This is a genomic window from Streptomyces sp. NPDC002742, assembly GCF_042888885.1.
Lineage (GTDB): Bacteria > Actinomycetota > Actinomycetes > Streptomycetales > Streptomycetaceae > Streptomyces.
Map to the genome: position 1 here is coordinate 127578 of NZ_JBIAQF010000024.1, position 26132 is coordinate 153709.

Here is a 26132-nt window from a genome sequence, read left to right on the forward strand (position 1 = left end):
GATCGAGCAGTTATCCGGGTAATTATCAGACCACTTCGGGATCGCCACACCCTTCCGTGGCAGATGTCCCTGATTCCAGGCCCCAGTGGTCGGACCATCTCCGTGACCGGACTGCGGCACGGCTCGGCATCTACGTCACCCGGCTGGAGGCCGGCGACCTGCTGGAGACGTTCGGCGTCGTCGCCGATATGTCCCGCGGCCGCGGCTGGTGGAGCTGCTGGAGGTACGCCGGGTGCTGGAGTCCGCGGCTACCGCGCTGGCCGCCGCGCGGATCACCCCTGACCGGCTCGCCGAGGTCGACAAGCACCTGACGGCGATGAACACGACGGACGATCCGGAGCAGGTCCTCGCCCACGACCTGGCCTTCCATCGCGAGATCGCGGCGGCCGCGGGCAACGACACGCTGGCCGCCATCCTGGAGGGTCTGTCCTCGCGTACGTTCCGGGCCCGTGTCTGGCGGGGTTGTCAGGAGGAGGGCGCCATCGCGCGCACCCGCCGCGAACACGCCGCGATCCACCGCGCCCTGGTCGCCCGGGACCCCGACGCGGCCCGCGCGGCGGCCGCCGCGCATGTGGGGGAAGTGGAGGAGTGGCTGCGGGGGCAGGTCGGGAGCTGAGCGCTCGGCCGTATCCGCCGCACCCCCGCACCCCCCGCACCCCCCGCACCGCCGCGTCGGCAACCGGCAACCTGCGGCCAGCGATCAGCGATCAGCGATCAGCGACAACGGGCGACGACCCGCGACGGGAACTCGATCACCACCTCTCGACGCGGGGCGTGCGCGGGTACAAAGTTCTCCCTGAGTGCTCCCTCCGCACTCGCGAGTAGCACCACTCCGCAGCAAGGAGCGCCCGTGACCAGCTGGGTCGGCCGGACCGCCGCAGAGATCGCCGCCGCCGTACGCGAGAAGCGGGCAGTGCCCCGTGAGGTGGTGGCCGAGCACCTCGCCCGTATCGAGCGCCTCGACAGCGGCGTGGGAGCCTTCCGCACCGTGCGGACCGAGGCGGCACTGGCCGAGGCCGACGAGGTGGCAGGCCGGCCCGATCTGGCCGGCCTGCCGCTCGCGGGCGTGCCGGTGGCCGTCAAGGACAACCTCGCCGTGCGCGGCGAGTCCACCCGGGTCGGCTCGGCCGCCACCCCGGACACGCCCGCCGGTGAGGACCATGTCACCGTGGCCCGGCTGCGGGCGGCGGGCGCGGTGGTCGTGGGTCTGACGAACGTGCCGGAACTGTGCATCTTCGGCACCACGGAGGGCGTCCACGGCACGTCCCGCAATCCGTGGGACCTCTCGCGCACGGCCGGTGGTTCGTCGGGCGGCAGCGCGGCCGCGGTCGCCGCCGGGATGGTGCCGATCGCCCTCGGCAACGACGGCATGGGTTCCCTGCGCATACCGGCGGCCAACTGCGGCCTGGTCACCATCAAGCCGGGCCACGGGGTCGTGCCCGCCGGCATCAGCGACGGCGACTGGTTCGGCATGTCCGAGAACGGTCCGCTGGCCACCACGGTCGAGGACGCCCGCCTGATGTTCTCGGTCCTGGCGGACGCGGAGGTCGTCCGCGAGGAGGAACCCGGCAGGCGCCGGATCGCCGTGTCGGTACGCAGTCCCCTGGCCGGTGTCACGATCAGCGCGCCGTACGCGACCGCCGTGCGGGAGGCCGCCCGGCTGCTGGCCGGCGCGGGCCACGAGGTACGGCGGGCCGAGCCGCCGTACCCGCTGTCGCTCGGTCTCACCTCGCTCGCGCACTGGACGGCGGGTACGGCCGTCGACGCCCGGGGGCTCGACCCGCGGGCGCTGGCCCGGCGCACCCGGGTGCACGCCACGGTCGGGCAGCGGTTCCTGAACGGGGTGCGCACCGGTGAGGGCCGCGATCGGCTGCGCCGGCGGCTGGAGCCGTTCTTCGCCGAGCACGACGTGCTGCTCACCCCGGCGCTCGCCCGCCGCTCGCCCAGGGCGGCGCCCTGGCACGAGCGCGGCTGGCTGCGCAACGTGCTGGCCAACACGAACTACTCGCCGCTGACCCCGCCGTGGAACCTGACCGGCTGGCCCGCGATGACGGTGCCGCTCGGCACCCTGCCCTCGGGCGCCCCCACCGCCGTACAACTGGTGGGGCTGCCCGGGTCGGAGGGGCAACTGTTGCGCCTGGCCGAGCAGTTGGAGCGGCTGCGGCCATGGCGGCGGACGGCACCGCTGGACGAGTCCGTCCGGCCGACGGCTCCGTCCCGTGATCGCGGTGACGGCAAAGGGTGACACCCGCCGTCGGCATGGTGTGCACGACGTCAATGCGGCGCGTTCGTCAGCGCGGTCAGCGACTGCGCGGGCCTCACGGACTGTGCCGGAAGCGACTTCATCGACAAATACGAGAAACTGATCGACCAGACGAAGCAGGACGTCGGCGACACCCTCACGGAGATCGCCCAGCAGGCCCCAACGCCAAGATCGTGCTCGTCGGCTATCCGGAGATCCTCAGCCGCACGGTCAAGTGCACCGGCTCCGAACGACGCCGGCACCACCGGCTACGAGCACGTGGTGGAGAGCGAGTTGAAAACGATCGGCTATACGGGATCATGACCGAGTGAGATTCTCCGCAGCACGTGCGCCACGCCGTGACAGCGGGCGGGCCGGGCTCCTCGCCCAGGTGGCCGGCTGTCTCGGCGTGGTCGTCCTGACCGGGTTGCTGTCGGCGGCGGGTCTGCTGATCTGGTTCTTCCAGTCCATACACGACAGCGGCCGCGACCAGGACCGTGAGGCCCGCGCCGCTGTGGCCGCGGCGGCCGAGCGGCTCGGAAAACGGTTCACGGAGGCCGACGCCGACGGCATCCTCACCGATCAGGAGATAGCCGACGCGTTGAAGCAGCACGATCCCTGGTCCCTGGACCGGGACGCGACCCGTACGGTCGTCGTGGTGCAGGTCGCCGCAGGCGGTTGGGCCCAGTGCTACGCCTACACCGCGACGCGCGCCGGTTCGGTGACCTCCCTGCAGCTACAGTCCTGCCCCGCCCACTCTCCCGACACCCTCCCGCAGGAGCACGGCACATCGGCGACGCCCTGGACGACGTCGGCACTGCCCGACCGGACCTGACGGGGCCGTACGGCTCCCGGACGAGACCGGCGGCTGCGTCGCCGGATTCACCCACGACACCGACAACTCCTACCTCGAATGCGCGAGTCCGCCCCCTCGGCGCCGAGCCGACCGAGCAGGACGTCGCGGCGCCGATCGGGATCTTTCGGGAGCGTGATCCACCGCCCTCGGCCGGAGTTCGCACCGCAAGCCGCCCCAGGCATGGGCGTGAGCCTCGTACGCCCATGCGCGCGGCGATCGCGATGGTCCTGCCCCGGGACCCCGGGGAGGGGTCAGTCCACGCTGGGCAGGATGTGGGGCTCGGCGAGGTCGTCCTCGTAGCCCGCGAGGCGGATGGGGGCGGACCTGGCCCACACGTCCAGGCTTCCGAGCTTGGTGTCGGACCCACCGCCCAGGCGCTCCGCGTGTTCCTCGGGGCCCTGGTCGAGATTCGTCTTCTCTGGTGTCACCGCGCACTCCTTATGTGTCGGGTCACCCTCGGGACGTTGGCGCCCGGTGCTCTCGGATCGCCTGACGCCCGCTCGGGTCTGAGTCGAAGCAGTTAGGGACGCGGTGGCGCCGGTAACTCGTATGAGAGCAGGCCGTGGTGACCGGCTTGTCCCGGGACGGACCGTGGGTGTGGGTGGAACCCAGTAAGGCTGCCCGTCGGCTACAGGGTAACCAAATGAGCGGGCCCCTGCTCTATGGGGCTGAAAACTTGAGGTTACTGTCACACGTCATCCAGGACTCATCAGGCCCCGATCTGCGGCGATTTGAAACGTGATGCCCTCTTCGCGACCACCCATTCGGCTCAATATCGCCCTTCGGTGACGGCGTCGGGACCGCCACGGGTATCTCTGAAGTCACCGTCGGCCGACGGCCGTCGCGCGCGTCCGCCCCGAAGACGCCACGCAGTTCAGGTCCCGTTGGCCGGTTCGCAAGGAGGCCATGGTCTGCTGTCGCACGGCAAACGGCTTTTCTCGCGGGAGGACTGACGCATGGAGCTGCGCAGCGTCGAGGAGCTGATGGATCTGCTGCACGCCTGCCGGGGCGCCTGGGACACCCCGGACGGCACGGGCGACCCCGTCGATCTGCACGACCACGCCCTGCAGACCGCCGCGCTGCTGCGCCGGGGCCATCCCAGCGACAAGGAACTCCAGGTGGCGGGCCTGGTGCACGACATCGGCCATCTGCTCAGACCGGGCGACGACGCCGGGCACGCCGACCACGCGGCCGACGCGGTACGGCCGCTGCTCGGCGAGCGGGTCTCCCGTCTCGTACGCCTGCACGTGGCGGCGAAGCGCTATCTGGCGAGCACGTCGCCGAGGCGCGGGCTGTCCCCGCAGAGCACGCCGACCCTGGCCGAGCAGGGCGGCGCGATGACCCCGCGCGAGGCGGCCGCGTTCGAACACGACCCACTGGCCGAGGACGCGGTGACCCTGCGACAGGCGGACGACGCCGGCAAGGTCGTCGGGCTGTACGCCGGGGTCATGGAGGACTGGCGCACAGTGCTGGAGCTGGTGGCGCAACGTTCCGCGCGGCTCGGGGCGGTTGACTAGCGCCCGCGCCGGACCGCTCACCCTCCGCGCCACCGCCCGGCTCCGGACCACCCGCCGCACGGCGGGGCGGCCCCCTCCGGCACGGCACGGGCCACAGCACGGCGGCACCACATCACCGACGGGCGTCCGCACGGGCGCACTCGCGGGCGCCCCCCCCACCCTTCGTGCCCGGCGGGCGACAACGGTCGTCGCCGTCGGCCCGGGCGTGCGGCGGTGGTCGTCGCCGAGGCCTGTCGGCTGACGGTCCGTCATGAGACGGTACGCGGATGACGCCGCCGTACGGACTGAAGGGCAGGGCCGCCATCGTCACCGGGGCCTCGCGCGGGATCGGGCTCGCCGTCGCCGAGGCACTCGCCGGAGCGGGCGCGCGGGTGTGCGTGACCGCACGGGATCCGGACGCGGTGCGGCACGCCGCCGAGCGGGTCGGCGGTATCGGGCTCGCGGGTTCCGTGGCCGACGCGGCACATCTGACGGAGCTGACCGGGCTGACGCTCCGCACCTTCGGACGCGTCGACATCGTGGTCAACAACGCGGCGACCAACCAGCCCTACGGCCCCCTGATGGACGCCGACCCGAAGGCCTGGCGCGACGCGTTCACCGTCAACGTCGAGGCGCCGCTGCGGCTGGTGCAGTACGCCTGGCGGGCCTGGATGGGCGAGCACGGCGGCGCCGTGGTGAACGTCTGCACGGAGGGCGCCGGACACGTCGGGCCGCGGGTCGGCGCGTACGGCACCAGCAAGGCCGCCCTGCTCCATCTGACCCGGCAACTGGCCGGCGAACTGGCTCCGAAGGTACGGGTCAACTCGGTCTCCCCCGGTCTCGTCCGCACCGAGATGGCCCGTTTCGTGTGGGAGGACTCCGAGGACGAACTGGGCGCCGGACTCCCGCTCGGCCGTATCGGGCGGCCCGGGGACATCGCCCGCGCCGTGACCTGGCTGGCGTCCGACGCGGCCGAGTGGATCACCGGGGCCGACCTGCTGGTCGACGGGGGCACGCGGGTGAGGGCCGCCTACCCGGGCTCCCCGGGCCACGCCGTCCACGAGCGGCTCCGGGCACGCGCTCCCGAGGGGTGACATACCCGGGACCCTGCCGCCCGACGCGTGCCAGGCACGGGGCCCCGGCCGCCCGACGCCCGCGCCGTCGCCCGGGGCCCCGTCCGGCTACCACTTGCCGGGCGCGTAGTCCTTCATGAAGACGCCGTACAGGTCCTCGCCCTGTTCGCCGCGGACGATCGGGTCGTACACGCGGGCCGCGCCGTCGACGAGGTCGAGCGGGGCGTGGAAGCCCTCGTCGGCCAGGCGCAGCTTGTCGTAGTGCGGGCGCTCGTCGGTGATCCAGCCGGTGTCGACCGAGGTCATGAGGATGCCGTCGGTCTGGAACATCTCCTGGGCGCTGGTACGGGTCACCATGTTCATGGCGGCCTTCGCCGCGTTCGTGTTGGGGTGGCCCGCGCCCTTGTAGCCGCGGCCGAACACACCCTCCATCGCCGAGACGTTGACGATGTACGCCCGCCCTGCGGGCGCCTTGCGGGCGGCCTCGGCCATCCGCGCCCGCAGCGCGCTGATCAGGATGAACGGCGCCGTGTAGTTGCACAGCTGGGTCTCCAGCAGCTCCACGGGGGAGATCTGCTCGATGGTCTGCACCCAGGTGTTGCTGTCGACGACGTCGGGGACCAGACCGCCCGCGTCGATGGCGGTGCCGTCACGGTGACGGACCACACTGGCGTTGCCGGCGACCAGGGCGAGGTCGGCCACCTTCTGCGCGTCCAGTCCGGAGACGCCGACGGGCAGCGCGGTCAGCCCGTCGACCGCGCCGGAGTTGAAGGCGCCGATGACGTGGCTCGCGGGCAGTTCTCCGGCCGGCAGCGGGGCGCTCTCGCCCTCGACGAGCGCGGCGTAGGCGGTGGGCAGCCTGCGCACGGTCTGGGTCGCGTTGTTGATCAGGATGTCGAGCGGGCCCTGCTCCGCCATCCGGTCGGCGAGCGCCACGGCCTGGGCCGGGTCGCGCAGGTCGATGCCGACGACCTCCAGGCGGTGCATCCAGTCCGCCGAGTCGTCCATGGCCTTGAAGCGGCGGATGGCGTCCTTCGGGAAGCGCGTGGTGATGGTGGTGTGCGCACCGTCACGCAGCAGGCGCAGCGCGATGTACATGCCGATCTTGGCGCGGCCGCCGGTGAGCAGCGCCCGCTTGCCGGTGAGGTCGGCGCGGGCTTCGCGGCGGGAGCGGTTCAGGGCGGCGCAGTCCTGGCAGAGCTGGTGGTAGAAGTAGTCGACCTCGACGTACCGCGCCTTGCAGGTGTAGCAGGAGCGCGGGCGCTGGAGTATCCCCGCGATCTTGCCCTCCTCCGTCACCGACGACGGCAGGATGCCCTCGGTCTCGTCGTCGATGCGCTGGGCGGAGCCGGTCGCGGTGGACTCGGTGACCTGCTTGTCGTGGGCCGTCTTGGCGGCACGGCGCTCCTGACGGCGGCGCTGCTTCACGGTCCGGTAGACGCCCGCGGTGGCACGGCGCACGGCGATGGCGTCGGGGTGGTCGACGTCGATCTTCTCGAGTTCGTCGAGCACGCCGAGGCACACGGCCAGCCGCTCGGGGTCGATACCGGGACCGAACGCGACGGCCGCCACATCTGTCGTGTCCACGGCGGGGGTCGCCCGGCCGTCCTCTGTCACCGTCATCGCTGCTGCCGTTCCTCGGGTTGTGCGCCGCGTTCGAACCGCGCTCGCTTTCGAAGGCGGAATTTTACGGACCAATCGCGCGCGGCACCAAACCCGTGGTGATCATGACGTGCAGGCGGTGATCAGAACACGCACCTCCTCGGTCAGCGAACGGGCCAGCAGATCGAGGTCCGGCACGGCCTCCGCGTCGGCCACGAGCCCGTAGTGGACGCTTCCCCGGTAGGTCGAGACGGCCACCGCGAGTGCCTGGCCGCGGGCCAGCGGGGCGAACGGGTAGACCTCGGTGAGCGGGCAGCCGCCGAGCTTCAGGCCGAGGCTGGGCAGCGGCACGCTGGTGACGAGGATGTCGAACAGCAGCCGGGCGGCCCGCCCCACGACCGGGCCGCCGAGCCGGTGCCCGAGCGGCGGAACGTGGTCGGCGAGCAGCGCGACGGCGCCCGCGCCCCGGTTGGGTCCGGCGTCCTTGTTCCGGTCCATCGCCGTCCGTACGGCACGCAGCCGGCCGAGCGGGTCCGGGTCGTCGACGGGAAGCCGTATCAGGTAGCCGGAGAGCCGGTTGCCCTGTGGGTGCGCGGTGCGCGGCCGGCGCCGGGAGACGGGGATCAGGGCCCGCGGGGAGACGCCCTCGCTGCCGTCACCGCGTTCGTCGAGCCAGCGGCGCAGGGCGCCCGCGACGACGGCGATCAGGACGTCGTTGACGGTGCCGCCGACGGTCTTGCGGACGACGTGCACCTCGTCGAGGTCGATGATCACACCGGCGGTGCGCCGGGTGCCGGTGGGCTCGGAGGTGAGGGCGGGCGAGGACTGGACGCCGAGTGCGGCGCGGGCCACCGAGGTGCCGATGTCGAGGGCGCGGCCCATGTCGGAGAGGGTCCCGCGGACCAGGCCGGGCAGCTTGCGGACGTCCGGGAAGAGCCCCCGGGGCGGCTCCGCGGGGCGCGGGCGGGGTTCCGGCAGGTCCATCGGGTCCATGATGGCGGCGGCGAGCATGAGCGCCCTGAGGCCGTCGGCGAGCGCGTGGTGGAACTTGAAGAGCACCGCGAAGGACACGCCGTCCTCGCCGGGGAGCACGTGCGCCTCCCACGGTGGCCGGCCGCGCTCCAGCGGGCGTTCCATCAGCCGGCCGGCCTCGGCGTGGAAGTCGGCGGTCGGCTTGTGCAGCAGGACGTGGTCCAGCGGCTCGAAGTCGGGTGCGGGCTCGCGGGCCGCGCTGCCGAAGGCTAGGGGCGCCAGCGGCTGCCACACGTCGCGGATCCGCATGCGCAGCCCGGGGACGGCGGCGGCGCGGGCCGCGAGCAGGTCCGCGGCGTGGGCGCCGGCGGTGGGCGAGTGCGCGGAGAAGACACCGAGGGCGCCGAGGTGCATCGGGTGCCGGTCGGACTCGATGTTCCAGAACGCCAGGTCGAGTGGTGCGAGGAGGTCGGAGATCAAAGGCTTGCTCTCGCGTCGACGACGGGTGGACTTGCAGTCAAACCCGGACTGGTGATTACGGTCAAGTACGATCAAGTTACGCACAGTTAACAGCGGATTAAGTCCCGTCCCTCGGAGGAGGAACGGGACTCGTTCCGGTCAGGACACGCCGGTCGTCACTTCAGGACCGGGGGTGCCGCCGAGGCCGCTGTTCCCCACTCGGACGGCTCCGAGCCGACCGTGAAGCGGATCCCGTGGATGCGCCGCAGGGTGTGGGTCGTCAGATACGTGCGGCCGTACGGCGATCCGTCCACGTGGGCCGACTGAATGTACCGCCGGGTGTCCGAGGTGCCGGGCGCCGTCACCGTCAGCGCCCCGAACGGGTAGTAGCGCCGGTCGAGCGTGAGGTCGACCCGCTCGAAGACGGGCGTGGACAGACCCCAGGTGTCGTAGCCGGGCTGCACCGGGAAGATCCCGATGGACGACAGGACGTTCCAGGCGGACATCGTGCCGAGGTCGTCGTTGCCGGTCATCCCGGTCGGCGCGTCCGTGAACAGGGTCAGCGCCGCGTGCACGACGTCGGTCGTCTTCCACGGCTGGCCGGTCGAGAGGTAGGTGTACGGGGCGATCAGGTCGGGCTCGTTCTGGGGGTTGTACTTGTCCGCGTTGTAGTAGGCGTACGGGCCGTTGACCCAGACCTCGCGGGCGGTCTTCGCGGGGTCCTTCAGCAACTGCCCGTAGGCGAAGAACGAGTCGAGCCGGTCGTTCGCCGCCTGCTTGCCGCCGATCAGGTCGACCATGCCCGGCAGGTCCTGCGGCACGAGCCACTGGTACTGCCAGGACGTGCCCTCGTGGAAGCCCTCGCTCTGGGCCGGGTCGGCGGGTCCGGTGAAGGCTCCGGAGGCGTCGCGGGCACGGAAGAAACCGGTGGAAGGGTCGTGGATCGCGCGGTAGTTCTGGGCCCGGGCCAGGTAGCGCGCGGCGTCGTCGTCGTGGCCCAGTTCCCGCGCCATCTCGCCGAGCATGGCGTCCGACAGGGCGTACTCCAGCGTTGCGGAGGCACCGTGGTCGTAGTCCGAGTCGCCGGACTTCGCGTGCGGGCGGCCCTTGACGTAGGGGGCGAAGCCGTTCGCGATGTACTCGCTGTTGGCCTCGCGGCCCACCGCCGGTGAGTCGGCGGGCGGCACGCCGTCGGCGTTCTTCTTCAGTGCCCGATAGGCCCGCTCAGCGTATCCGCCGGCCCCCGTGAGCAGACCCTGCTGGTAGGCGTTGGTGAGGAACGGCGTGACCGGGTCGCCGGTCATGATGTTCGTCTCGGCCGTGCCGTAGCCCCACTTGGGCAGCCAGCCGCTCTCCTCGTCGATCCTGATCACGGAGATCGCCATGTCGCGCGCCTCACGCGGCGCGAGCAGGGACAGCAGCTGCGACTGGGTGCGGTAGGTGTCCCACAGGGACCAGTTCTGGTAGTACGTGAAGCCCTTCGTCCGGTGGATCCGCTGGTCCCAGCCGGTGTAGCGGCCGTCGGCGTCGCTGCCGATGTTGGGCGCGAGGAAGGAACGGTAGAGGGACGAGTAGAACGTGCGCCGCAGGGCGTCGGCACCGCCCTTCACCCGTACGTCGTCGAGCCGGTCCTCCCAGGCACGGTGCGCGGACCCGAGGACCGCGTCGAAGGAACGGCCGCCCTCGGAGCGGAGGTTGACGGCCGCGCCGCGGGCATCCACGTACGAGAGCGCGGTGGTCGCCTCGACCGTGCGGTCCTTGGTGGTGTCGAAGCGCACGAAGGCCCCGGTGCGCCCGGTGGTGCCGGCGGTCTCCTGGGAACCCTCGGTGACGGTGTCGCCGTTCCAGGTGCCCGAAGTGGTGAACGGCCGGTCGAAGCGGGTGATCGTGTACACCGTGTACGGCTTGGTGGCCTGGCAGAAGCCGCTGCCGGTGATCGCCGTGCGGACGGTCCGGTTGTCCAGGATCTCCACCTTCGTCGAGACCGTCCTGTGCAGCGACTGGCCCGCGTTCAGCAGCACGTTGGCCTTGCCGGTGGCCGGGAACGTGTAGCGCTGCACGCCGGTGCGCGCGGTGGCCGTCAGCTCGGCCTCGATCCCGGACTTCAGGCCGACCTCGTAGAAGCCCGGGTGCGCCTCCTCGGTGTCGTGGCCGAATTCGGCCTCGTACCGTGCGTCATCCGTCTGGGTGACGTCACCCGTCGTGGGCAGGACCGGCAGGTCACCGCCGAGGCCGCAGCCGACGCCCGAGAGATGGACGAGGGAGAAGCCGCGGACGTGGTTCTGGGAGTGGTCGTAGCCGGTGTTGTGTCCGGTGTCCGGCGAGAACTGCACCATGCCGAAGGGCACGGCGGCGCCGGGATAGGTGTTGCCCTCGTTCTCCGTTCCGATGAACGGGTTGACCAGATCGGTGAGTTGGCCGTCACGCGGCTCGGCGGCCTGTGCGGTGGGCAGGGCGAACAGCGCCGAGGCTGTCACCAGCCCGGCCGTGCACAGGCGCAGGCGCCGGGTCCATCTCATGCGGGAGACCTCCGGTGATCGACAACGTTGTCCTCATGCATGGTCGGGGCGGGAGACCGGCTTTCCGGGCAACCGGGCGAGATCCCGCCGGACGCGTCGCGTCCGGGCACGCCACGTCCGAGACCGCCACAGCGGATGACATCGTTGTCAGCCCTGTACAACGTTGTCATCCACGGCAGTTGGCATGACAGCACGGGATTCCGTCCACTGTCCAGGGACATGACAAATGCCGTGACGAACGGCCCCGGAGTCACCGAGCCCGAAGGGCCGGGTGTCCGAGGCCGTTGTCGCGCGCGGCGGCCGGTCAGGGGACGCGCTGGCCCTTGCCCAGGGCGATCACGCCGCCCTTGGAGACCGTGTAGAGATCGGAGTCGCGCTCCGGGTTGACCCCGATGGTCGCGCCCGGCGGCACCTCGACGTTCTTGTCGAGCACCGCGCCGCGCACCACGGCACCCCGGCCTATCTTGACGTTGTCGTGCAGGATCGAGCCCTGCACCACCGCCCCCGGATCGACGACCACACCCGGCGACAGCACCGACCGCGTCACCTGCCCGCGGATCAGGCACCCCGCGCTGATGATCGACTCGCTCGCGATGCCTCCGGCGTTGAAGCGCGCGGGCGACAGCTGCCCGGAGCTCGTGTAGACCGGCCAGCTGCGGTTGAACAGGTTGAAGGCGGGACGCTCGGCGATCAGATCCATGTGGGCGTCGTAGTAGGCGTCGAGGGTTCCCACGTCACGCCAGTAGCCCTGGTCGCGGGTGGTCTCGCCGGGAACGTGGTTGTCGCTGAAGTCGTACAGCTGCGCCTCGCCCCGCTCGGTGAGCGCCGGCAGGATCGAACCGCCCATGTCGTGCACGGAGTTCTCGTCCTCGGCGTCCCGCTGGAGCGCCTCGATCAGTGCCTTGGTGGTGAAGAGGTAGTTGCCCATCGAGGCGAACACGCACTCGGGGTCGTCCGCGAGGCCCGGCGGGTCGGCGGGCTTCTCCAGGAAGCCCCGCACGCTCTGGCCGTCGGAACCGGGGCTGATGACCCCGAACGACGACGACTCGGCGCGCGGCACCCGTACCCCCGCCACCGTCACCCCCGCGCCGCCCTCGATGTGCTGGGCGAGCATCTGCCGGGGGTCCATCCGGTAGACGTGGTCGGCGCCGAACACCGCGACGTACTCGGGCTGTTCGTCGTGGATCAGGTTGAGCGACTGGAGGATCGCGTCCGCGCTGCCCAGATACCAGCGGGGCCCGAGCCGCTGCTGGGCCGGTACGGGCGTCACATAGTTGCCGAGCAGGCTCGACATCCGCCAGGTGGTGGTGATGTGCCGGTCCAGCGAGTGCGACTTGTACTGCGTGAGCACGCAGACGCGCAGGATGTCGGCGTTGACGAGATTGGAGAGTACGAAGTCCACGAGGCGGTACGTGCCGCCGAAGGTCACCGCCGGTTTCGCCCGGTCCGCCGTGAGCGGCATCAGCCGCTTGCCCTCACCGCCCGCCAGTACGATTCCCAGCACCGAAGGTCCACCGCGCCGCATGCCGCCGCCCCTCTACGCCCGGTCGGGCCAGGTCCGGACACCCGGACCCGCCCGTGTTCCTGAAGCTCAACTGTCCGATGGTTACCCCGGTTTGAGGACTTCCTCGTACAACCGGACGGTCTTTCGGGCCACCGCGTCCCAGCCGAACTCCCTCACCGCGCGCAGCCGTCCGGCCTCGCCCATGCGGCGGGCCCCGTCGGGGTCGGCGAGCACGGAGTCAAGGGCCGTCGCGAGCCCCGCCTCGAAGTCGCCCCCGAGCGGCACGAGAAGGCCGGTCTCGCCGTCCTCGACGACCTCCGGGATGCCGCCGACACGCGAGGCCACCACCGCCGTCCCGCAGGCCATCGCCTCCAGATTGACGATGCCGAGCGGCTCGTAGACCGAGGGGCAGACGAACACGGCCGCGTGGGTGAGGAGTTGGATGACTTCTGGCCGCGGCAGCATCTGCCGGATCCAGTGCACACCGTCGCGCACCGCGCTCAGCTCCTGGTACAGCTCGCGGAACTCCCGGTCGATCTCCGGGGTGTCGGGGGCACCCGCGCACAGGACCACCTGCGCGGCCGGATCGATGTCCCGTACCGCGCGCAGGAGATGGGGCACACCCTTCTGCCGGGTGATGCGACCGACGAACAGGATGTACGGGCGTCCGGTGTCCAGGCCGATCCGCTCCAGCACGTCGGTGCCGTGGTCGGGCCGGTAGAGGGAGGTGTCGATGCCGTTGTGCACGACGCGCACCCGGGCCGGATCCAGAACGGGGTAGCAGCCGAGAATGTCCTCGCGCATGGCGCCGGAGACGGCGATCACGGCGTCCGCGGCCTCGATGGCGGTGCGCTCGGCCCAGCTGGACAGGGCGTAGCCGCCGCCCAGTTGCTCGGCCTTCCAGGGGCGCAGCGGTTCGAGGGAGTGGGCGGTCATCACATGCGGGATGCCGTGCAGGAGCTTTCCGAAGTGTCCCGCCAGGTTGGCGTACCAGGTGTGGGAGTGGACCAGTTCGCGGCCTTCGAGCGCGGCGGCGATGGACAGGTCCACGGAGAAGGTGCGCAGGGCGTCGTTGGCGCCGTCCAGTGCGGTCCAGGGCCGGTGACGGACGACCCCGCCGGCGCCGCCCTCGCCCCAGCAGTGCACGTCGAGTTCCGTGAGGGCGCGCAGCTCCCTTGCGAGGAACTCGACATGGACGCCCGCACCGCCGTACACGTCCGGCGGATACTCCCGGGTCAGCAGTCCCACGCGCACACAGAACCCCTGTCGTAGCCGGCTGGTGCCCCTCATGGTCACTCAGTTGAAGCCGATACGGAAGACCACGAGGGCAGCCCTTGCGTCAGGTCCGGCGGGGCACGGGACGAGGCGGCCGTTCGAAGCAGCAGTCGCCGCAGACTCCGCCGCCGGGCACCCGGTAGTAGAGACAGCAGCTGCGGCGGCGCAGGGTCCTCGGGTCGAGGGTGCCGGCGAGGTCGGGGTGCGCGAAGAGCCGGCCGGCGAGTGTCCTGGCCCGCTCCCCCACGTCCGGGCGTCCATGGGTGAGCGCCCAGCGGTCCAGCTGACGGACGGTCCCGGCCAGGGCGGAGCCCGCGTTGCCCCACAGCAGGCGGGGTGAGACGCGGTGGCGCGAGCGCAGGGCCGCGTTCAGCGGGACGAGAAGTCCGGCGCGTACGACCGCGTCGAGATCGGTCACCGGCCGGGTGCGGACCTCGGAGAGCCAGAGGTCGTCCGGGACGCCGGCGTCCGGGTCCCAGCGCAGCAGTTCCGGATCGAGGTCGGGCAGCCGGCCGCAGAGCGCGGCGGCACCGAGCGCGACCGACCAGAAGCGGGCGGCGAGACCCTGCTGCGCCACCGAGACCGCGACACGCGACTCGGGCGCCCGAATGCTCTGTGCGACCTTGTCGATCCGAAAAGTTACCGGATCCCCGTAAACCTCCGCGGGCGTCCCGCTTCGCGGGCCGGCCCAGGCGCCGGCGAGGGTGGGCAGGGGGCCGCGCGGAGGTACGCCGACGCGTAGTACGAAGAATCCGCCGAGTGCGTCGAGCGCAGCGAGTTGGGGGTCGAGGTCCACGAAGACCAGTAGTACCAAGCCCCCTAGGGGTAACCACCAGTGGATCGGTCCGTGGTGTCGCCCACCCTGGGGAGGACAAGGGGCGATTCGTACTCCATCGGCAGTAGGACCCAATGACTGCTCAGGGACGACGACGAGAACTAATTCGCGGGGCATCGTTGTTCCCATGGAAGCCGACCGTTCGTCGCGCCGGGCCGCCGCTCCGCGCCGTACGCAGAGGAGGGACTCATGAGTGCCCTCGCTTTGTCCGTAGTGCTCTCGTTCGTCTCGGCAGTGGCGTACGCGGGTGGCGCGATCATTCAGGAGCGGGTCGCGGTGACCTCGCCCGGCCAGACCTACGCACCGCTGCGCAGGCCGGGCTGGTGGGCCGCCGTCGCGCTGACCGGCCTGGGCGGGCTGCTGCACGTGGTCGCCCTCGCGTTCGGCCCGCTGAGCCTCGTACAGCCGCTCGGCGCGCTGACCATCGTCTTCGCGCTTCCGATGGCGGCCCTGTTCGTCGGCCGCAGGGCCGGAGCGGCCGCCTGGCGTGGCGCGATCATGGCCACCGTGGGTCTGGCAGGTCTGCTGGCCCTGGTGGGCACGTCCGACGCGCAGTCCCTGAGCAACGCCCAGCGCCTGGCGCTGGGCGTGGTGGCGGGCGGCGCGGTCGCGGCCCTCATGGCGGCGGGACGCGCCGCGCACCGGCACCCGGCCGTGCGCAGTGTGCTGCTGGCGGTCGCGGCGGGCGTCGCCTTCAGCCTGTCCTCCGTGTTCACCAAGACCGTCGCGGTGGACTGGTCGCAGCACGTCTCTATGGCCAACCTGTCCAGCCTCGCGGCCATAGGGGTCTTCGCGACCGCCGGCATGCTGATCTCACAGGCCTCCTACCGGGGCGCAGGCCTGGAGGCGCCGCTGGCCACGCTGACGGTCGTGAACCCCGTCGTGGCTGCCGCGATCGGCATCACGATGTTCGGCGAGACCTTCCGCTACGGCGCGACCGGCACCGCGCTCGCGCTGGGCTGCGGCGTCGTCGCGGCGGGCGGTCTGATCCTGCTCACCATCGAGCGGATCGGCAGCGGCGACCGAACCGCGACCGCTCCCCCGGAGCCCGCGGCCGTGCCACGGGCGGACGCCGGGCAGCGGGCCGACGGCACCCGTCGGCCCGCCGACGAGCCGGTTCCGGCGGCCGTATCGGAGTCACCCCTCCCCGAACCGGTCGTCGCGGCCGTATCGGAGCGGTGCCTCCCCGGGGCGGCTCTCCCGGTCGCCGCCGACCTCGGAGCTCTCACGGTCACGGAGGCGACCGTGGAGGACCTGCTGGCCGGGTTGCCCAAGCCGGCCGGGGGCGGCGACGGGTTCGTACCGGCTTCGCGGCCGGGTGCCAAGAGCGGGGTGCGACCGGCTCCCCATGCGGGCGGGGAGGGCGTGTTCCGGGCGGCTGCGCAGTCCGCCGTCGGCGCCGTGTTCGTACCGGCTCCGCTCAAGGCCGCCGTGCCGGCTATGGAGGTCGTCGCCTCGCGGGACCCGGCGGCCGGGGACGAGCTGCCTTTCCTGACCGCCATGCTCGGTGTGCCCTACGTGCCGATGCCGTTCGTCCACCACCACCGCACCCGCGTCAAATCCTGACGCCGCCCGCCCGGAGATAAGCCACCGGGTCGATGTCCGAACCGAAGCCGGGCCCCGTCCGCACCTCGAAGTGCAGATGCGGGCCCGTGCTGTTGCCCGTCGACCCGGAGCGGCCGATGCGCTGGCCGGCCACCACACTCTGTCCCGCCTTGACGGAGATCGCGGAGAGGTGGCCGTACTGCGTGTAGCGGCCGTCGGCGTGCCGGATCACCACCTGGTAGCCGAACGATCCGCCCCACCCCGAGCTGACCACATGACCGGCGGCGACCGCCGCGACGGAGGTACCGGTCGCCACGGGGAAGTCCACGCCGGTGTGGTAGCCCTTCGACCAGTGGGAGCCGGCGGCACGGTAGGGCGTGCCGGTCGCCGCGTGCACCGGGGCCACGAGGGAGTGCGTCTCGGCCTTGTCAGGGGTGGTCCTGTGCGGGGACGTCGTGTGGGTCGAGGCCTTCTTCGCCGGTGTTCGCGTGGGCGCCTTCGCCGGTGTCCGGGTGCGCGTCGTCGACGGCGCGCTCGTCGGCGCGTGCTGCGTGTGCGAGGGCGCCTGGGCCCCGCCGCGCAGGGTGAGCCGCTGGCCCGGCAGGATCAGGTCCGGGTCGGAGCCGACGGTGGCGTGATTCGCGTCGTACAGCCCCTGCCAGCCACCCTGGACATGCCGGGAGTCGGCTATACCGGAGAGCGTGTCGCCGTGCACGACGGTGTACATCTCGGCGGTCCCGGCCTGCGACTGCGGTGTGGTCTGCGGCTTCACGTCCCGCACGGAGCGCGGCTTCGCCGTCCGCGGCGCGGTCCCCGCCGGGCTGATGTCGGGGGTCGCACCGCCTCTGGTCAGCCCTCCGTGGACCGAGCACACCGGCCAGGCGCCCGGTCCCTGGCCCTTCAGCACCTTCTCGGCGACGGCGATCTGCTGGTCCTTCGTGGCCTGGTCCGCGCGCCCGGCGTAGGCCCTGCCGCCGTACGCCTCCCAGGTGGACTGGGTGAACTGCAGTCCGCCGTAATAGCCGTTGCCGGTGTTGATGCTCCAGTTGCCGCTGGACTCGCAGGCGGCGACCTTGTTCCAGGTCCCGACATCGGCCGCGTGGGCGACTCCGGCTCCGACGAGCGGGAGAGCGATCCCGGCGCCACCCGCCGTGACGGTGAGTGAGGCGCGGTTGATCCTGTTCGGCTGGTACCGGCGGTGCCGACCGCGTACGGCCATGAGGGAGCCCCCTAGACATGCGTCAGGAGCGGCAAAAGTAAGCGCTGGGAACAGGCCAGGACAAGGCGGCAACCGGTCGCTCCGAAACGGCGGTCGACCGACTCCCGGACCGCCGTCGGCCCGAACTCGCTCCGTACGGTGGGTGACCGTGACGGCGCCGGACCGGGGTGTACCGCCCACCCCTCCGAGGCCTGTCGACATCGGGTTCCTGTGTCCGGCGACGGGCGGCCGTCCCGCGCGCCGGATGCGACAGCGCGGAAGCGGGGCCCGCGTCCGGGGCGCCCGGGCTCCCCGCCGCCGGCAGCCGGCCCCGTAAGGGCTGTCCGAAATCCGCCCTCGCGACGCGGGGACGTTCTCCTACGTGGACACCTCCGACGCCTCAGGACGGCCTGGGGCAATACTGGCGGGCAGCACGGACGAGTACGACCGGCAGCACTGATACCGGGATCTTCTCCCCTGTCGGCCACCGGACTTACCGCACCTCTTAGGAGCCAACCGAATGAGCACTTCAGCCCAGATCGGCGTCACGGGTCTCGCGGTCATGGGGCGCAACCTCGCCCGCAACTTCGCGCGCAACGGTTACGCGGTCGCCGTACACAACCGCACCGTGGCGAAGACGAACGCGCTGGTGGAGGAGTTCGGCCACGAGGGCACCTTCGTGGCCGCCGAGACCGCGAAGGAGTTCGTGGCGGCGCTGGAGCGGCCCCGACGTCTGGTGATCATGGTGAAGGCGGGCGATCCGACCGACGCGGTGATCCAGGAGTTCGCCCCGCTCCTGGAACCCGGCGACATGATCATCGATGGCGGCAACGCGCATTTCGCGGACACCCGGCGCCGTGAGCGCGCGCTGCGGGAGCAGGTCATCCACTTCGTCGGCACGGGCGTCTCCGGCGGCGAGGAGGGCGCGCTGCACGGGCCCAGCATCATGCCGGGCGGCTCGGTCGAGTCGTACGCCTCGCTCGGCCCGATGCTGGAGAAGATCTCCGCGAAGGCCACCGACGGGTCGCCGTGTGTCACGCATGTCGGTCCCGACGGTGCCGGGCACTTCGTGAAGATGGTCCACAACGGCATCGAGTACGCCGACATGCAGCTGATCGGCGAGGCCTACCAGTTGCTCCGCGACGTCGCCGGGTACTCCCCCGCACAGATCGCCGACATCTTCCGCACCTGGAACACCGGGCGGCTCGACTCGTACCTGATCGAGATCACCGCCGAGGTGCTCTCGCATGTCGACGCGGCGACCGGCAAGCCGTTCGTGGACGTGGTCCAGGACCGGGCCGAGCAGAAGGGCACGGGCCGCTGGACCGTGCAGATCGCGCTGGACCTGGGCGTGCCGGTGTCCGGTATCGCCGAGGCGGTCTTCGCCCGTTCCCTGTCCGGACACGCCGACCTGCGCGCCGCCTCGCGCGGCCTCGCCGGCCCGAAGGCCCGGCAGCTCGACGCGTCCGAGGCCGCGGCCTTCGCGGACCGGGTGGAGCAGGCGCTGTACGCGTCGAAGATCGTCTCGTACACGCAGGGCTTCCACGAGATCATCGCGGGCAGCGACGAGTACGACTGGAGCATCGACCTCGGTTCCGTCGCCTCGATCTGGCGCGGCGGCTGCATCATCCGGGCGGCCTTCCTCGACCGCATCCGTGCCGCCTACGACGCCCGGCCCGACCTGCCGAGCCTGCTGTCGGACGAGACGTTCGCGCAGGAGATCGCGGCGGCCCAGGACGACTGGCGTGAGGTTCTCGTCGCCGCGACCCGCCAGGGCGTGCCCGCGCCCGGTTTCTCGGCGGCCCTCGCCTACTACGACGCCTTGCGCGCCGAGCGCCTGCCGGCCGCCCTGACCCAGGGGCAGCGGGACTTCTTCGGGGCACACACATACCGCAGGACGGACCGCGAGGGGTCGTTCCACACGCTGTGGGGCGGCGACCGGTCGGAGGTCGAGGCGTAGGGCCCCGGGCCCGGATCACCCCGGCCCGGATCAGCCCCGGTGCTCGGCACCCGGCTCGGCGCGGCACATGACTTCGCCGGGCCAGGCCGCGCACCACACCGTCGCCGAAGCCGCCGCGTTCCCGGAGCCGGGAACGCGGCGGCTTCCGCGTGCCCCGGGCTAGGGCGTGACCTGGTGACAAGAGCCGGCCGACGCGCGGCGCGGCAGCCGGGCGGCCCCGGCCGGGCGCGGGAGTCCCGGTTCCTCACGCGCCCGGCCTGCGACCCGTCGAGGCCGGGCGCACGGGGACGTCCGTCAGGTCAGGGGCCCGGGCTGGGGCTGGGGTTCGGGTACCGGGTCGGGGCCCGGCGGTTTCGGGATCGGGGAGGGTGACGGGACGGGCTCCGGACCAGGAACGGGGTCCGGCCCGGGTACGGGCTCCGGCCCGGGAACGGGGTCGGGACCGCCCGGCTTCGGCTTCGGTCCCGGGGCGGGAGGGGGGCCGCCGGGGTGCGGCGTCGGGTCGGGGAAGGGACTCGGCCCCGGGGGCTCGGGGCTCGGACCCGGGGTCGGTCCCGGTGGTACCGGGTCGGGGTACGGATGCGTCATGGCGGTCCTCCAGCCAGTCGGTGCGTCGGCTCTGGACTTGTCCCACGCGTACCCGGCCGGGGCGCACCCACTCACCCCGTCGCGCGAGGGACGGCGGCCGGACGGGCCCGCGCGAGGTGCGACGCCCGGCCACGAGTCAGTCCCTGCCCTGGGCGCTCGGACCATGGTCGGCCCGCCCAGGGGCGCGATGCCGGAACGGCCGACGGGCCTACCCGGAGTGGACCGCGCGGACCGCGTCCGCCGCCGCGGCGAGCCCCGGGCGCGGGCTCGACAGCACCGGCACCGCGGTGGTGGTGAACCGCTGGGCCGCGGTCATGGACGCCTGCGCGAGAACGATCGCGTCGGCGTGGCTGACGGCGTCGGCCGCGTCGGCCACCACGCGGGCGCAGCCGTCCGTGTCACCCGCCTCGAACAGCGCCCACGCGCCGTCGACCAGTTCCGTACGGACGTCCACGGGGCGGCCGACGCGGCGGGCCTCCTCCTCGACCAGGGCGACGGTCGGCTCCAGGGTGCTCGCCACCGTCGCGAGGACGACGACCCGGGGGCCGGCCGCCACCGCCGCGGCGGCCATGGGGCGGTCCACGCGGAGCACGGGCACCCCGGCGTCGGCCCGCTCCGCGACCGCGCCGATCGTGGAGCAGGTGCAGAGCACGACCCGGGCGCCGTCGGCGACGGCCCGGCCGACCAGCGCCCGCACATCGTCGGCGACCGCTTCGGGCCCTTCGCGGCGGGCTCTCGCGAGCAGTTCCTCGTCGACCAGGTGGCGCAGTTCCAGGCCCGGGTGGGACTCGTCGCGCAGCGCGTCGAAGACGGGGACATGCGTCGGCGAGGTGTGCAGCAGGGCGAGCGGTCCGAACCCGTGCGGGAGCGGCACATCTGCCATCAGAAACGTCCCGGATGCGCCTTGAGCCAGTCCACCGCGGCGGTCAGCAGCGCCGGGTCGGCCACCGGAGCCTCCTCGGGGTGCCGCTGCGCCCACTTCACGACGTACGGGCAGAGCGGGGCGACGACGACGCCCTCGCGTGCGGCCATGACGTACAGCTCGCGGGCGAGGGAGCCGGCGATGCCCTGGCCCTCGTGCTCCGGCTCCACGATGGTGTGCACGGGGACGAGGGCCCGGGCGGGTTCCTCCAGGACGAAGTACTCGATGTGCCCGACCACTTGATCACCGGCGAACGCTTCAAGGCGCCCGGCCGGCCGGTCGTCGCGGATCTCGATGTCGCTCACGGGCACTCCTCGGGTCCTCGGGTCCAGGGGTCCTGCGATGCCGTCGCGGATCAGGCGGTGACGGCCTGCGGGCTGCGCTGCTGGTCCGAGCCCGGTACCGGCTCGGACGGGTCGGCGCCGAGAGCCACGATCCGGTTGTCGCTGTCCACGTGCACGACGCTCGGCCGCAGCGCCCGCGCCTCGGCGTCGGTGACCTGAGCGTAACTGATGATGATCACCAGGTCACCGGGGTGCACGAGATGGGCCGCCGCTCCGTTGATCCCGACGACGCCCGAGCCGCGCTCCCCCTCGATGACGTACGTCTCCAGGCGGGCACCGTTGGTGATGTCGACGATGTGGACGAGCTCACCCGGCAGCAGATCGGCGGCGTCCAGCAGATCGGCGTCGATGGTGACGGATCCGACGTAGTGCAGGTCGGCCTGGGTGACCGTGGCACGGTGGATCTTGGACTTGAACAGAGTACGCAGCACTTTGGACTCCTGGAGGACGGCTCCCTGCCTGCTTTCTGCAGGTCAAGGGCGGCCTTCACTGTACATCGGCCCCTCTTCGACTCGAAGAACTTGTACAACATCGAGCGCCCGGGGGAGCAGGCTTCTCGCCTGCGCATTCTGCGCGGTTCAAGCAGCCGCGAAGCCTCCGACCAGGGGCGCGTACGGAAACTTGCCTCGGGCTGACGCTGATCGGATGCCGACTTGGCTGATGGGCCATCAGGCAGGTGGAGGCATTAGAGGAAGGCTCACCACCAGCGGTTTCGTGTGAGGTGGTCATGCCGCGCGCCTGCACGCGTGAGATCCGGCCGGTCGTTCAGGGCGTCACGCTGTCGAAGTTGGGCAGCCGTCGAGCGCGACCGCACCGCACGGCGCATCGCCGACGAGGGCGAGTCCGTCGTCATCACTGGCGGCAGTGAAGAACGCGCAAACGAACTCGTCCACGATTTCACCGGAGGCGGAGCGAAGGCCCACTTCGCCGGACTCGACATCATCGACCAAGAGCAGTGGACTGCGGCCTTCGACGACGCTCAGAAAACCTTCGGCACCCCGCGCGTCCTGAGGAGCATCGTCGGCTCCAACGCCCTCGTCGAGTTCCCGGACATCAATCCCGACGAGTGGAACAAGATCGTCGAGATCAACATCATCGGCACCCTCCGCAGCATCCAGACCTTTCAGCTGGGAGGTGCGAGGGGGACTTTTCGGCGAGCCAGCATGCCAGGTTCCGCTGGGCGAAGGAGGACCAAGCCGTTGGTGACCAGGAACGGGAGTTTCCGATTAGCGCTCGTACTCCAGAGCAGCGTTCAAGCTGTAGGCACCTACTTGCGCGAGCCTGTCGATGATGTCCAGGCAGCGAATCCGTCGGGATTGCGGGCTTTGCCGATATAGACGGAGGACGACCGAGACCAAGTAGTGGCCGTCTGCTGCGCGATGCGTCCGGATGTCTCCGAGGTCGCGGCCTGCGTGCTGGACGATGCGCTCGCAGGCATCCACCGCAAGCGCGGGAAGGAGCCCGGTGTGGTCGTGGAGAGCAAAGACCAGATGCTCAAGGTGGTCGGGGGAAGGCATCGGCTGTCGAGGAAGCCCTTGATGAGTTCATCAGTTTGGGCGGGGAAAGAGGTCGAAGCCCTCTCGCATCGGGGACCCGCATATCGTGATCGTCAGTGACGCCGGCTACGACGTCACCCGCCTTGCCCGGGTCCTGCGCGACCTGCCGGTCGAGATGGTCGGCCGGGTCCGATCCGACCGCGTGATGCGTCTGCCGAAACCACCCAGGATGCACGGCGTCAACGGCCGGCCGCCCAAGCACGGTCCGGAGTTCCGCTTCACCAAGCCGGAGACCTGGCCCGAGCCCGCGATCACCACAGTCACCGACACGAGCAACTACGGCAAGGCCGAGACTCAGGCGTGGGACCGGGTCCACCCCCGACTTACCCACCGTTCCTCATGGCTCGACCATGACGGTGAACTACCCCTGGTTGAAGGGACGTTGATGCGCCTGAAGGTCGAGCATCTGTCGAAGGAACGGGATGCCCCACCGGTGCGGTTATGGTCCTCCAAGACCGGCGCCACCCCCGACGACGTGGACCGATTCTGGCAGGCATTTCTCCGCCGCTTCGATCTGGAGCACACCTTCCGCTTCGCGAAGCAGACCCTTGGATGGACCACCCCGAAACTCCGCACTCCCGAGGCCGCGGACCGCTGGACCTGGATCCTGATCGTCGCCCACACCCAGCTCAGGCTCGCCCGACCGCTCGCCGAAGACCTCCGCCGGCCCTGGGAGAAACCCGCCCTGCCCAACCGGCTCACCCCAACCCGGGTCCGCCGGGGGTTCAGGAACATCCGCGCACACTTGCTCTGTCCCGCCCGTGTTCCCCAACCTCGTGGCACCGGTCCCGGACGACCACCCGGCACCAAGAACAAACACCGGGCACCCCGCTACGACGTCGGAAAAACCGTCAAACGCCCCGAGTCCCTCAAGGCCACCGGCAAGCCTGGAAGATCTTGGTAGATAAAGAACAAGCTCAGGCGTTCTCGTCATGGATCCGCGCACCCAGATCCTCCGCCCACTCCAGCGCCCACGCCTTGAGTTCTTCGATCTGCCGGGAGGTGAGCCCGTACGCGGTGTAGTCCTCATCCTCGTACCAGTCCGCGCCGATCAGCCGGTCCCGGAGGTCTTCGAGGCTGAACTCGTCGTGGGCGCGACGGCGACCGAGGTTTCGAGGTCGGCGGTGGAGCGGTGGCGGGAGGCAGCCTGGACGTCGATGAGATCGCGAACGGTGCCGCGGTCGGCGAGGGCACGGACCTTGGTGCCGATCACGTCGTCGAGGGAAAGAACGGGGCCGTAGGGGGTCTGGGCAGGCGGAGCCCAGAACGACTCCTTGAGGACGTCGACCTCGCACTCCTCGCCGGTGTCCGGATCGGTGACGAGGAACCGGCCGCTGAGCGGATCGGTCTGGACGTGCGCGGTCCGCCATCCGCGCGCGCTGAGGCCTGCTGTGAGTGAGGCGACGATCTCCTGCATCGGAGCGGGGTTCTCGGTGGCGACGTCGAGGTCACGGCTGAAGCGTTCGACCAGGCCGTGGGCCTGCACAGCGTATCCGCCGGTGAGGACCAGAGGGTAGGGGGAGCCGAGGTCGAGGATGTCGGCGAGGAGACGCTCGTGGAGCGGAGTGAGCTTCACGCGGCGGTCGTGCCGGCCGGAGCGGTGCGGAGCAGCTCGGGGAAGGCGCCCTCCCAGACCTCGCGGATGTAGGGACTGATCAAGCGTCGCAGCACGGGCCACTGCTCGGTGAGCAGCCGGTGGTGCAGGAGGGCCACCAGGTCCTCACTCAGCCCTTCGGCGAGGACGGTCCGGTAGAGCGTCATGCGGGACTTCGGACGGTCCAGGCTGTAGCTCGTCCGCCCGGACCAGACGATGTGGAGCGGCAGGTCCACGTTGCCCTCGACGGGGCCGGCCAGCTCCTGCAAGCGCTCGGGCAGTCGGCTGCGGTAGCGGTCCCGCAGCACCTCGGCGCGGGGGGCAGTGATCGTCGTGTCCATGCATCCAGTATTGCTGCTGGGAGGCGGCGGCATGGCGGATACAGGGGTCCCTGCCGGTACGTACGGGTCGGGCGCCGCCCGCCCTTCCCTCGAACATCTCACCCAGTGGGCGCGCTCAGCACGTCATCGCCCACCCGCGCAGGCCCCCGGGTGGCGCGGCAGCCGCTGCCCTGCAGACCCGGGACCAGCCCCGCTCGAGGGCGCGGGTGACCATGGCGCAGCAGGTCACGCGGAGGGCCGACGCAGTGGAGTCGGCTGCGGCTTCGGTCTCGGTGTCGGAAATGACGACGGTGCCGAAGCCGAGGCCCATGACGCCGGCACAGTGGACGAGAAGGACACCAGGGCGGGCGAGGTCGCAGTAGCGACCGGAGGGGGGCAGGCGGCATCCACAAGGCACGCCGATTCGGCCCCGAACGCAGCCCACTCACTCAGGACCCGTGCCGCGGACGAGCTGTCGAGTAACGCAGCGAACGTCCCAAGCGGAAGCCAGGCACCTGTGTCCAGGCCCCCGCCACGGCAGCCACCAGGTCAGCAAGCCGGAACACCCTCAAGCCCGATGCTGACCATTTGCTGACCCGAGCCACTCTACAAGGCCCCTGACCTGCACAAACGCCAAAATTCTAGATCTTGGACTTGAACATGGTACGCAACATCGGAAGGCTCCTGCAAGTAGGCTCCCTGCCTGCGTTTTTGCAGGTCAAGGGCCGTTTGTTCAGCTTACAACCGGTCGCATTTCCGGGCGGCATTCCCCAGGTTTCTCAGTAAGGACGAGCTGGCCGACCGGGCGGCGGCGCTGACGTACTACGGGGTCCTCGCCCTGTTCCCGGCCCTGCTGGTCCTGGTCTCCCTGCTGGGCATCACCGGCAGGTCGACCACGGACAAGGTGCTGAACAATCTCAGGCAGCTCGCCCCGGGCCCGGCCCGCGACATCATCACCCGCGCCGTCGAGCAACTGCAGGGCAACGCCGGCACCGGCTCCATCGTGGCGATCGTCGGCCTGGTGGTGGCCGTGTGGTCGGCATCCGGGTACGTCGCGGCGTTCATCCGCGCCGCGAACGTCGTCTATGACGTGCCCGAGGGCCGCCCGGTGTGGAAGATCCTGCCGGTGCGCGTCGGCGTGACGATCGCACTGATGGTGCTGGCGGTGGTCAGTTCACTGATCGTGGTCTTCACCGGTGGCGTGGCCCGCCAGGTCGGCACGGCGCTGGGGATCGGGGATACCGCGCTGACGGTGTGGTCGATCGCCAAGTG

At 71.2% G+C, this 26132-nt stretch carries 19 protein-coding genes and 4 pseudogenes; 10 read left to right on the forward strand and 13 right to left on the reverse strand.

What is annotated here, in order from left to right:
- Positions 1-125: 125 nt before the first annotated feature.
- From ACFYW8_RS33850 to ACFYW8_RS33860, 3 genes and pseudogenes are all read left to right on the forward strand, one after another.
- Positions 126-616: pseudogene (locus ACFYW8_RS33850) on the forward strand (FadR/GntR family transcriptional regulator); the annotation flags it as partial.
- Positions 617-850: 234 nt separating this feature from the next.
- On the forward strand, positions 851-2245 hold the full coding sequence (locus tag ACFYW8_RS33855; RefSeq protein WP_389086708.1) for an amidase: 1395 nt from the start codon (positions 851-853) through the stop codon (positions 2243-2245).
- A gap of 325 nt (positions 2246-2570) precedes the next feature.
- Positions 2571-3077, forward strand: a complete 507-nt coding sequence (locus ACFYW8_RS33860; protein ID WP_389086713.1) for a hypothetical protein — start codon at positions 2571-2573, stop codon at positions 3075-3077.
- A gap of 272 nt (positions 3078-3349) precedes the next feature.
- Here the strand turns inward: ACFYW8_RS33860 and ACFYW8_RS33865 are convergent, their stop codons facing one another.
- The gene (locus ACFYW8_RS33865) at positions 3350-3526 is read right to left on the reverse strand and encodes a hypothetical protein (RefSeq protein ID WP_389086718.1); all 177 of its coding nucleotides are present in this window, start codon (positions 3524-3526) and stop codon (positions 3350-3352) included.
- Positions 3527-4054: 528 nt separating this feature from the next.
- On the opposite strand from ACFYW8_RS33865, the gene ACFYW8_RS33870 reads away from it, so the two are divergent.
- Together ACFYW8_RS33870 and ACFYW8_RS33875 are read left to right on the forward strand one after the other, a co-directional pair.
- Complete coding sequence (locus ACFYW8_RS33870; protein ID WP_389086721.1) at positions 4055-4615, forward strand: HD domain-containing protein; 561 nt, start codon at positions 4055-4057, stop codon at positions 4613-4615.
- Between the two features lie 266 nt (positions 4616-4881).
- Positions 4882-5688, forward strand: coding sequence for an SDR family oxidoreductase (locus tag ACFYW8_RS33875; RefSeq protein ID WP_389086725.1), 807 nt, complete (start codon positions 4882-4884; stop codon positions 5686-5688).
- Positions 5689-5775: 87 nt separating this feature from the next.
- On the opposite strand, the gene ACFYW8_RS33880 is transcribed toward ACFYW8_RS33875, so the two are convergent.
- The 6 genes from ACFYW8_RS33880 to ACFYW8_RS33905 all read right to left on the reverse strand — a co-directional run bounded on the left by ACFYW8_RS33880 (position 5776) and on the right by ACFYW8_RS33905 (position 14812).
- Complete coding sequence (locus tag ACFYW8_RS33880) at positions 5776-7290, reverse strand: SDR family NAD(P)-dependent oxidoreductase (RefSeq protein ID WP_389086730.1); 1515 nt, start codon at positions 7288-7290, stop codon at positions 5776-5778.
- A gap of 102 nt (positions 7291-7392) precedes the next feature.
- Positions 7393-8721 carry a wax ester/triacylglycerol synthase family O-acyltransferase gene (locus tag ACFYW8_RS33885; RefSeq protein WP_389086735.1) on the reverse strand — a complete coding sequence of 443 codons (1329 nt, stop codon included), beginning with the start codon at positions 8719-8721 and terminating at the stop codon, positions 7393-7395.
- Positions 8722-8876: 155 nt separating this feature from the next.
- Positions 8877-11219 (reverse strand): GH92 family glycosyl hydrolase, encoded by a 2343-nt coding sequence (locus tag ACFYW8_RS33890; RefSeq protein ID WP_389086740.1) that lies wholly within the window; start codon positions 11217-11219, stop codon positions 8877-8879.
- 304 nt (positions 11220-11523) lie between these two features.
- The gene (glgC, locus tag ACFYW8_RS33895) at positions 11524-12744 is read right to left on the reverse strand and encodes a glucose-1-phosphate adenylyltransferase (RefSeq protein ID WP_389086745.1); all 1221 of its coding nucleotides are present in this window, start codon (positions 12742-12744) and stop codon (positions 11524-11526) included.
- An 81-nt stretch (positions 12745-12825) separates the two neighbouring features.
- Entirely contained in the window at positions 12826-13977 is a 1152-nt protein-coding gene (glgA, locus tag ACFYW8_RS33900; RefSeq protein ID WP_389086803.1) for a glycogen synthase, read from the reverse strand.
- Between the two features lie 85 nt (positions 13978-14062).
- A complete protein-coding gene (locus tag ACFYW8_RS33905) occupies positions 14063-14812 on the reverse strand; it encodes a (2Fe-2S)-binding protein (protein WP_389086750.1) in 750 nt (249 codons plus the stop codon).
- 210 nt (positions 14813-15022) lie between these two features.
- Between ACFYW8_RS33905 and ACFYW8_RS33910 the strand changes: the two genes are divergently transcribed.
- A complete protein-coding gene (locus tag ACFYW8_RS33910; RefSeq protein ID WP_389086755.1) occupies positions 15023-16399 on the forward strand; it encodes a DMT family transporter in 1377 nt (458 codons plus the stop codon).
- Here ACFYW8_RS33910 and ACFYW8_RS33915 read toward each other — a convergent pair.
- Positions 16389-17597 (reverse strand): transglycosylase family protein, encoded by a 1209-nt coding sequence (locus ACFYW8_RS33915; RefSeq protein ID WP_389086760.1) that lies wholly within the window; start codon positions 17595-17597, stop codon positions 16389-16391. The genes ACFYW8_RS33910 and ACFYW8_RS33915 overlap by 11 nt on opposite strands.
- Before the next feature lie 499 nt (positions 17598-18096).
- On the opposite strand from ACFYW8_RS33915, the gene gndA reads away from it, so the two are divergent.
- Positions 18097-19536 carry an NADP-dependent phosphogluconate dehydrogenase gene (gndA, locus tag ACFYW8_RS33920; RefSeq protein WP_389086765.1) on the forward strand — a complete coding sequence of 480 codons (1440 nt, stop codon included), beginning with the start codon at positions 18097-18099 and terminating at the stop codon, positions 19534-19536.
- A 796-nt stretch (positions 19537-20332) separates the two neighbouring features.
- Here gndA and ACFYW8_RS33925 read toward each other — a convergent pair.
- The 3 genes from ACFYW8_RS33925 to panD are packed head-to-tail and all read right to left on the reverse strand — an operon-like array spanning position 20333 to position 21821.
- Positions 20333-21007, reverse strand: coding sequence for an aspartate/glutamate racemase family protein (locus ACFYW8_RS33925; protein WP_365869845.1), 675 nt, complete (start codon positions 21005-21007; stop codon positions 20333-20335).
- Entirely contained in the window at positions 21007-21351 is a 345-nt protein-coding gene (locus ACFYW8_RS33930) for a GNAT family N-acetyltransferase (protein ID WP_365869844.1), read from the reverse strand. The genes ACFYW8_RS33925 and ACFYW8_RS33930 overlap by 1 nt, the downstream gene beginning before the upstream one ends.
- A 50-nt stretch (positions 21352-21401) precedes the next feature.
- Positions 21402-21821: an aspartate 1-decarboxylase gene (panD, locus tag ACFYW8_RS33935; protein ID WP_389086776.1), complete on the reverse strand. Its 420-nt coding sequence runs from the start codon at positions 21819-21821 to the stop codon at positions 21402-21404.
- 315 nt (positions 21822-22136) lie between these two features.
- Between panD and ACFYW8_RS33940 the strand changes: the two genes are divergently transcribed.
- Together ACFYW8_RS33940 and ACFYW8_RS33945 are read left to right on the forward strand one after the other, a co-directional pair.
- Entirely contained in the window at positions 22137-22727 is a 591-nt protein-coding gene (locus tag ACFYW8_RS33940; protein WP_389086781.1) for an SDR family NAD(P)-dependent oxidoreductase, read from the forward strand.
- 250 nt (positions 22728-22977) lie between these two features.
- A pseudogene (locus ACFYW8_RS33945) lies at positions 22978-23850 on the forward strand (transposase); the annotation flags it as partial.
- 13 nt (positions 23851-23863) lie between these two features.
- Here the strand turns inward: ACFYW8_RS33945 and ACFYW8_RS33950 are convergent.
- Together ACFYW8_RS33950 and ACFYW8_RS33955 are read right to left on the reverse strand one after the other, a co-directional pair.
- Positions 23864-24522 (reverse strand): annotated as a pseudogene (locus ACFYW8_RS33950) (nucleotidyl transferase AbiEii/AbiGii toxin family protein).
- Entirely contained in the window at positions 24519-24881 is a 363-nt protein-coding gene (locus ACFYW8_RS33955) for a hypothetical protein (protein ID WP_389086785.1), read from the reverse strand. Before ACFYW8_RS33955 ends, ACFYW8_RS33950 begins: the two are co-directional and overlap by 4 nt.
- A 751-nt stretch (positions 24882-25632) precedes the next feature.
- Between ACFYW8_RS33955 and ACFYW8_RS33960 the strand changes: the two are divergent.
- Positions 25633-26132 (forward strand): annotated as a pseudogene (locus ACFYW8_RS33960) (YihY/virulence factor BrkB family protein); the annotation flags it as partial.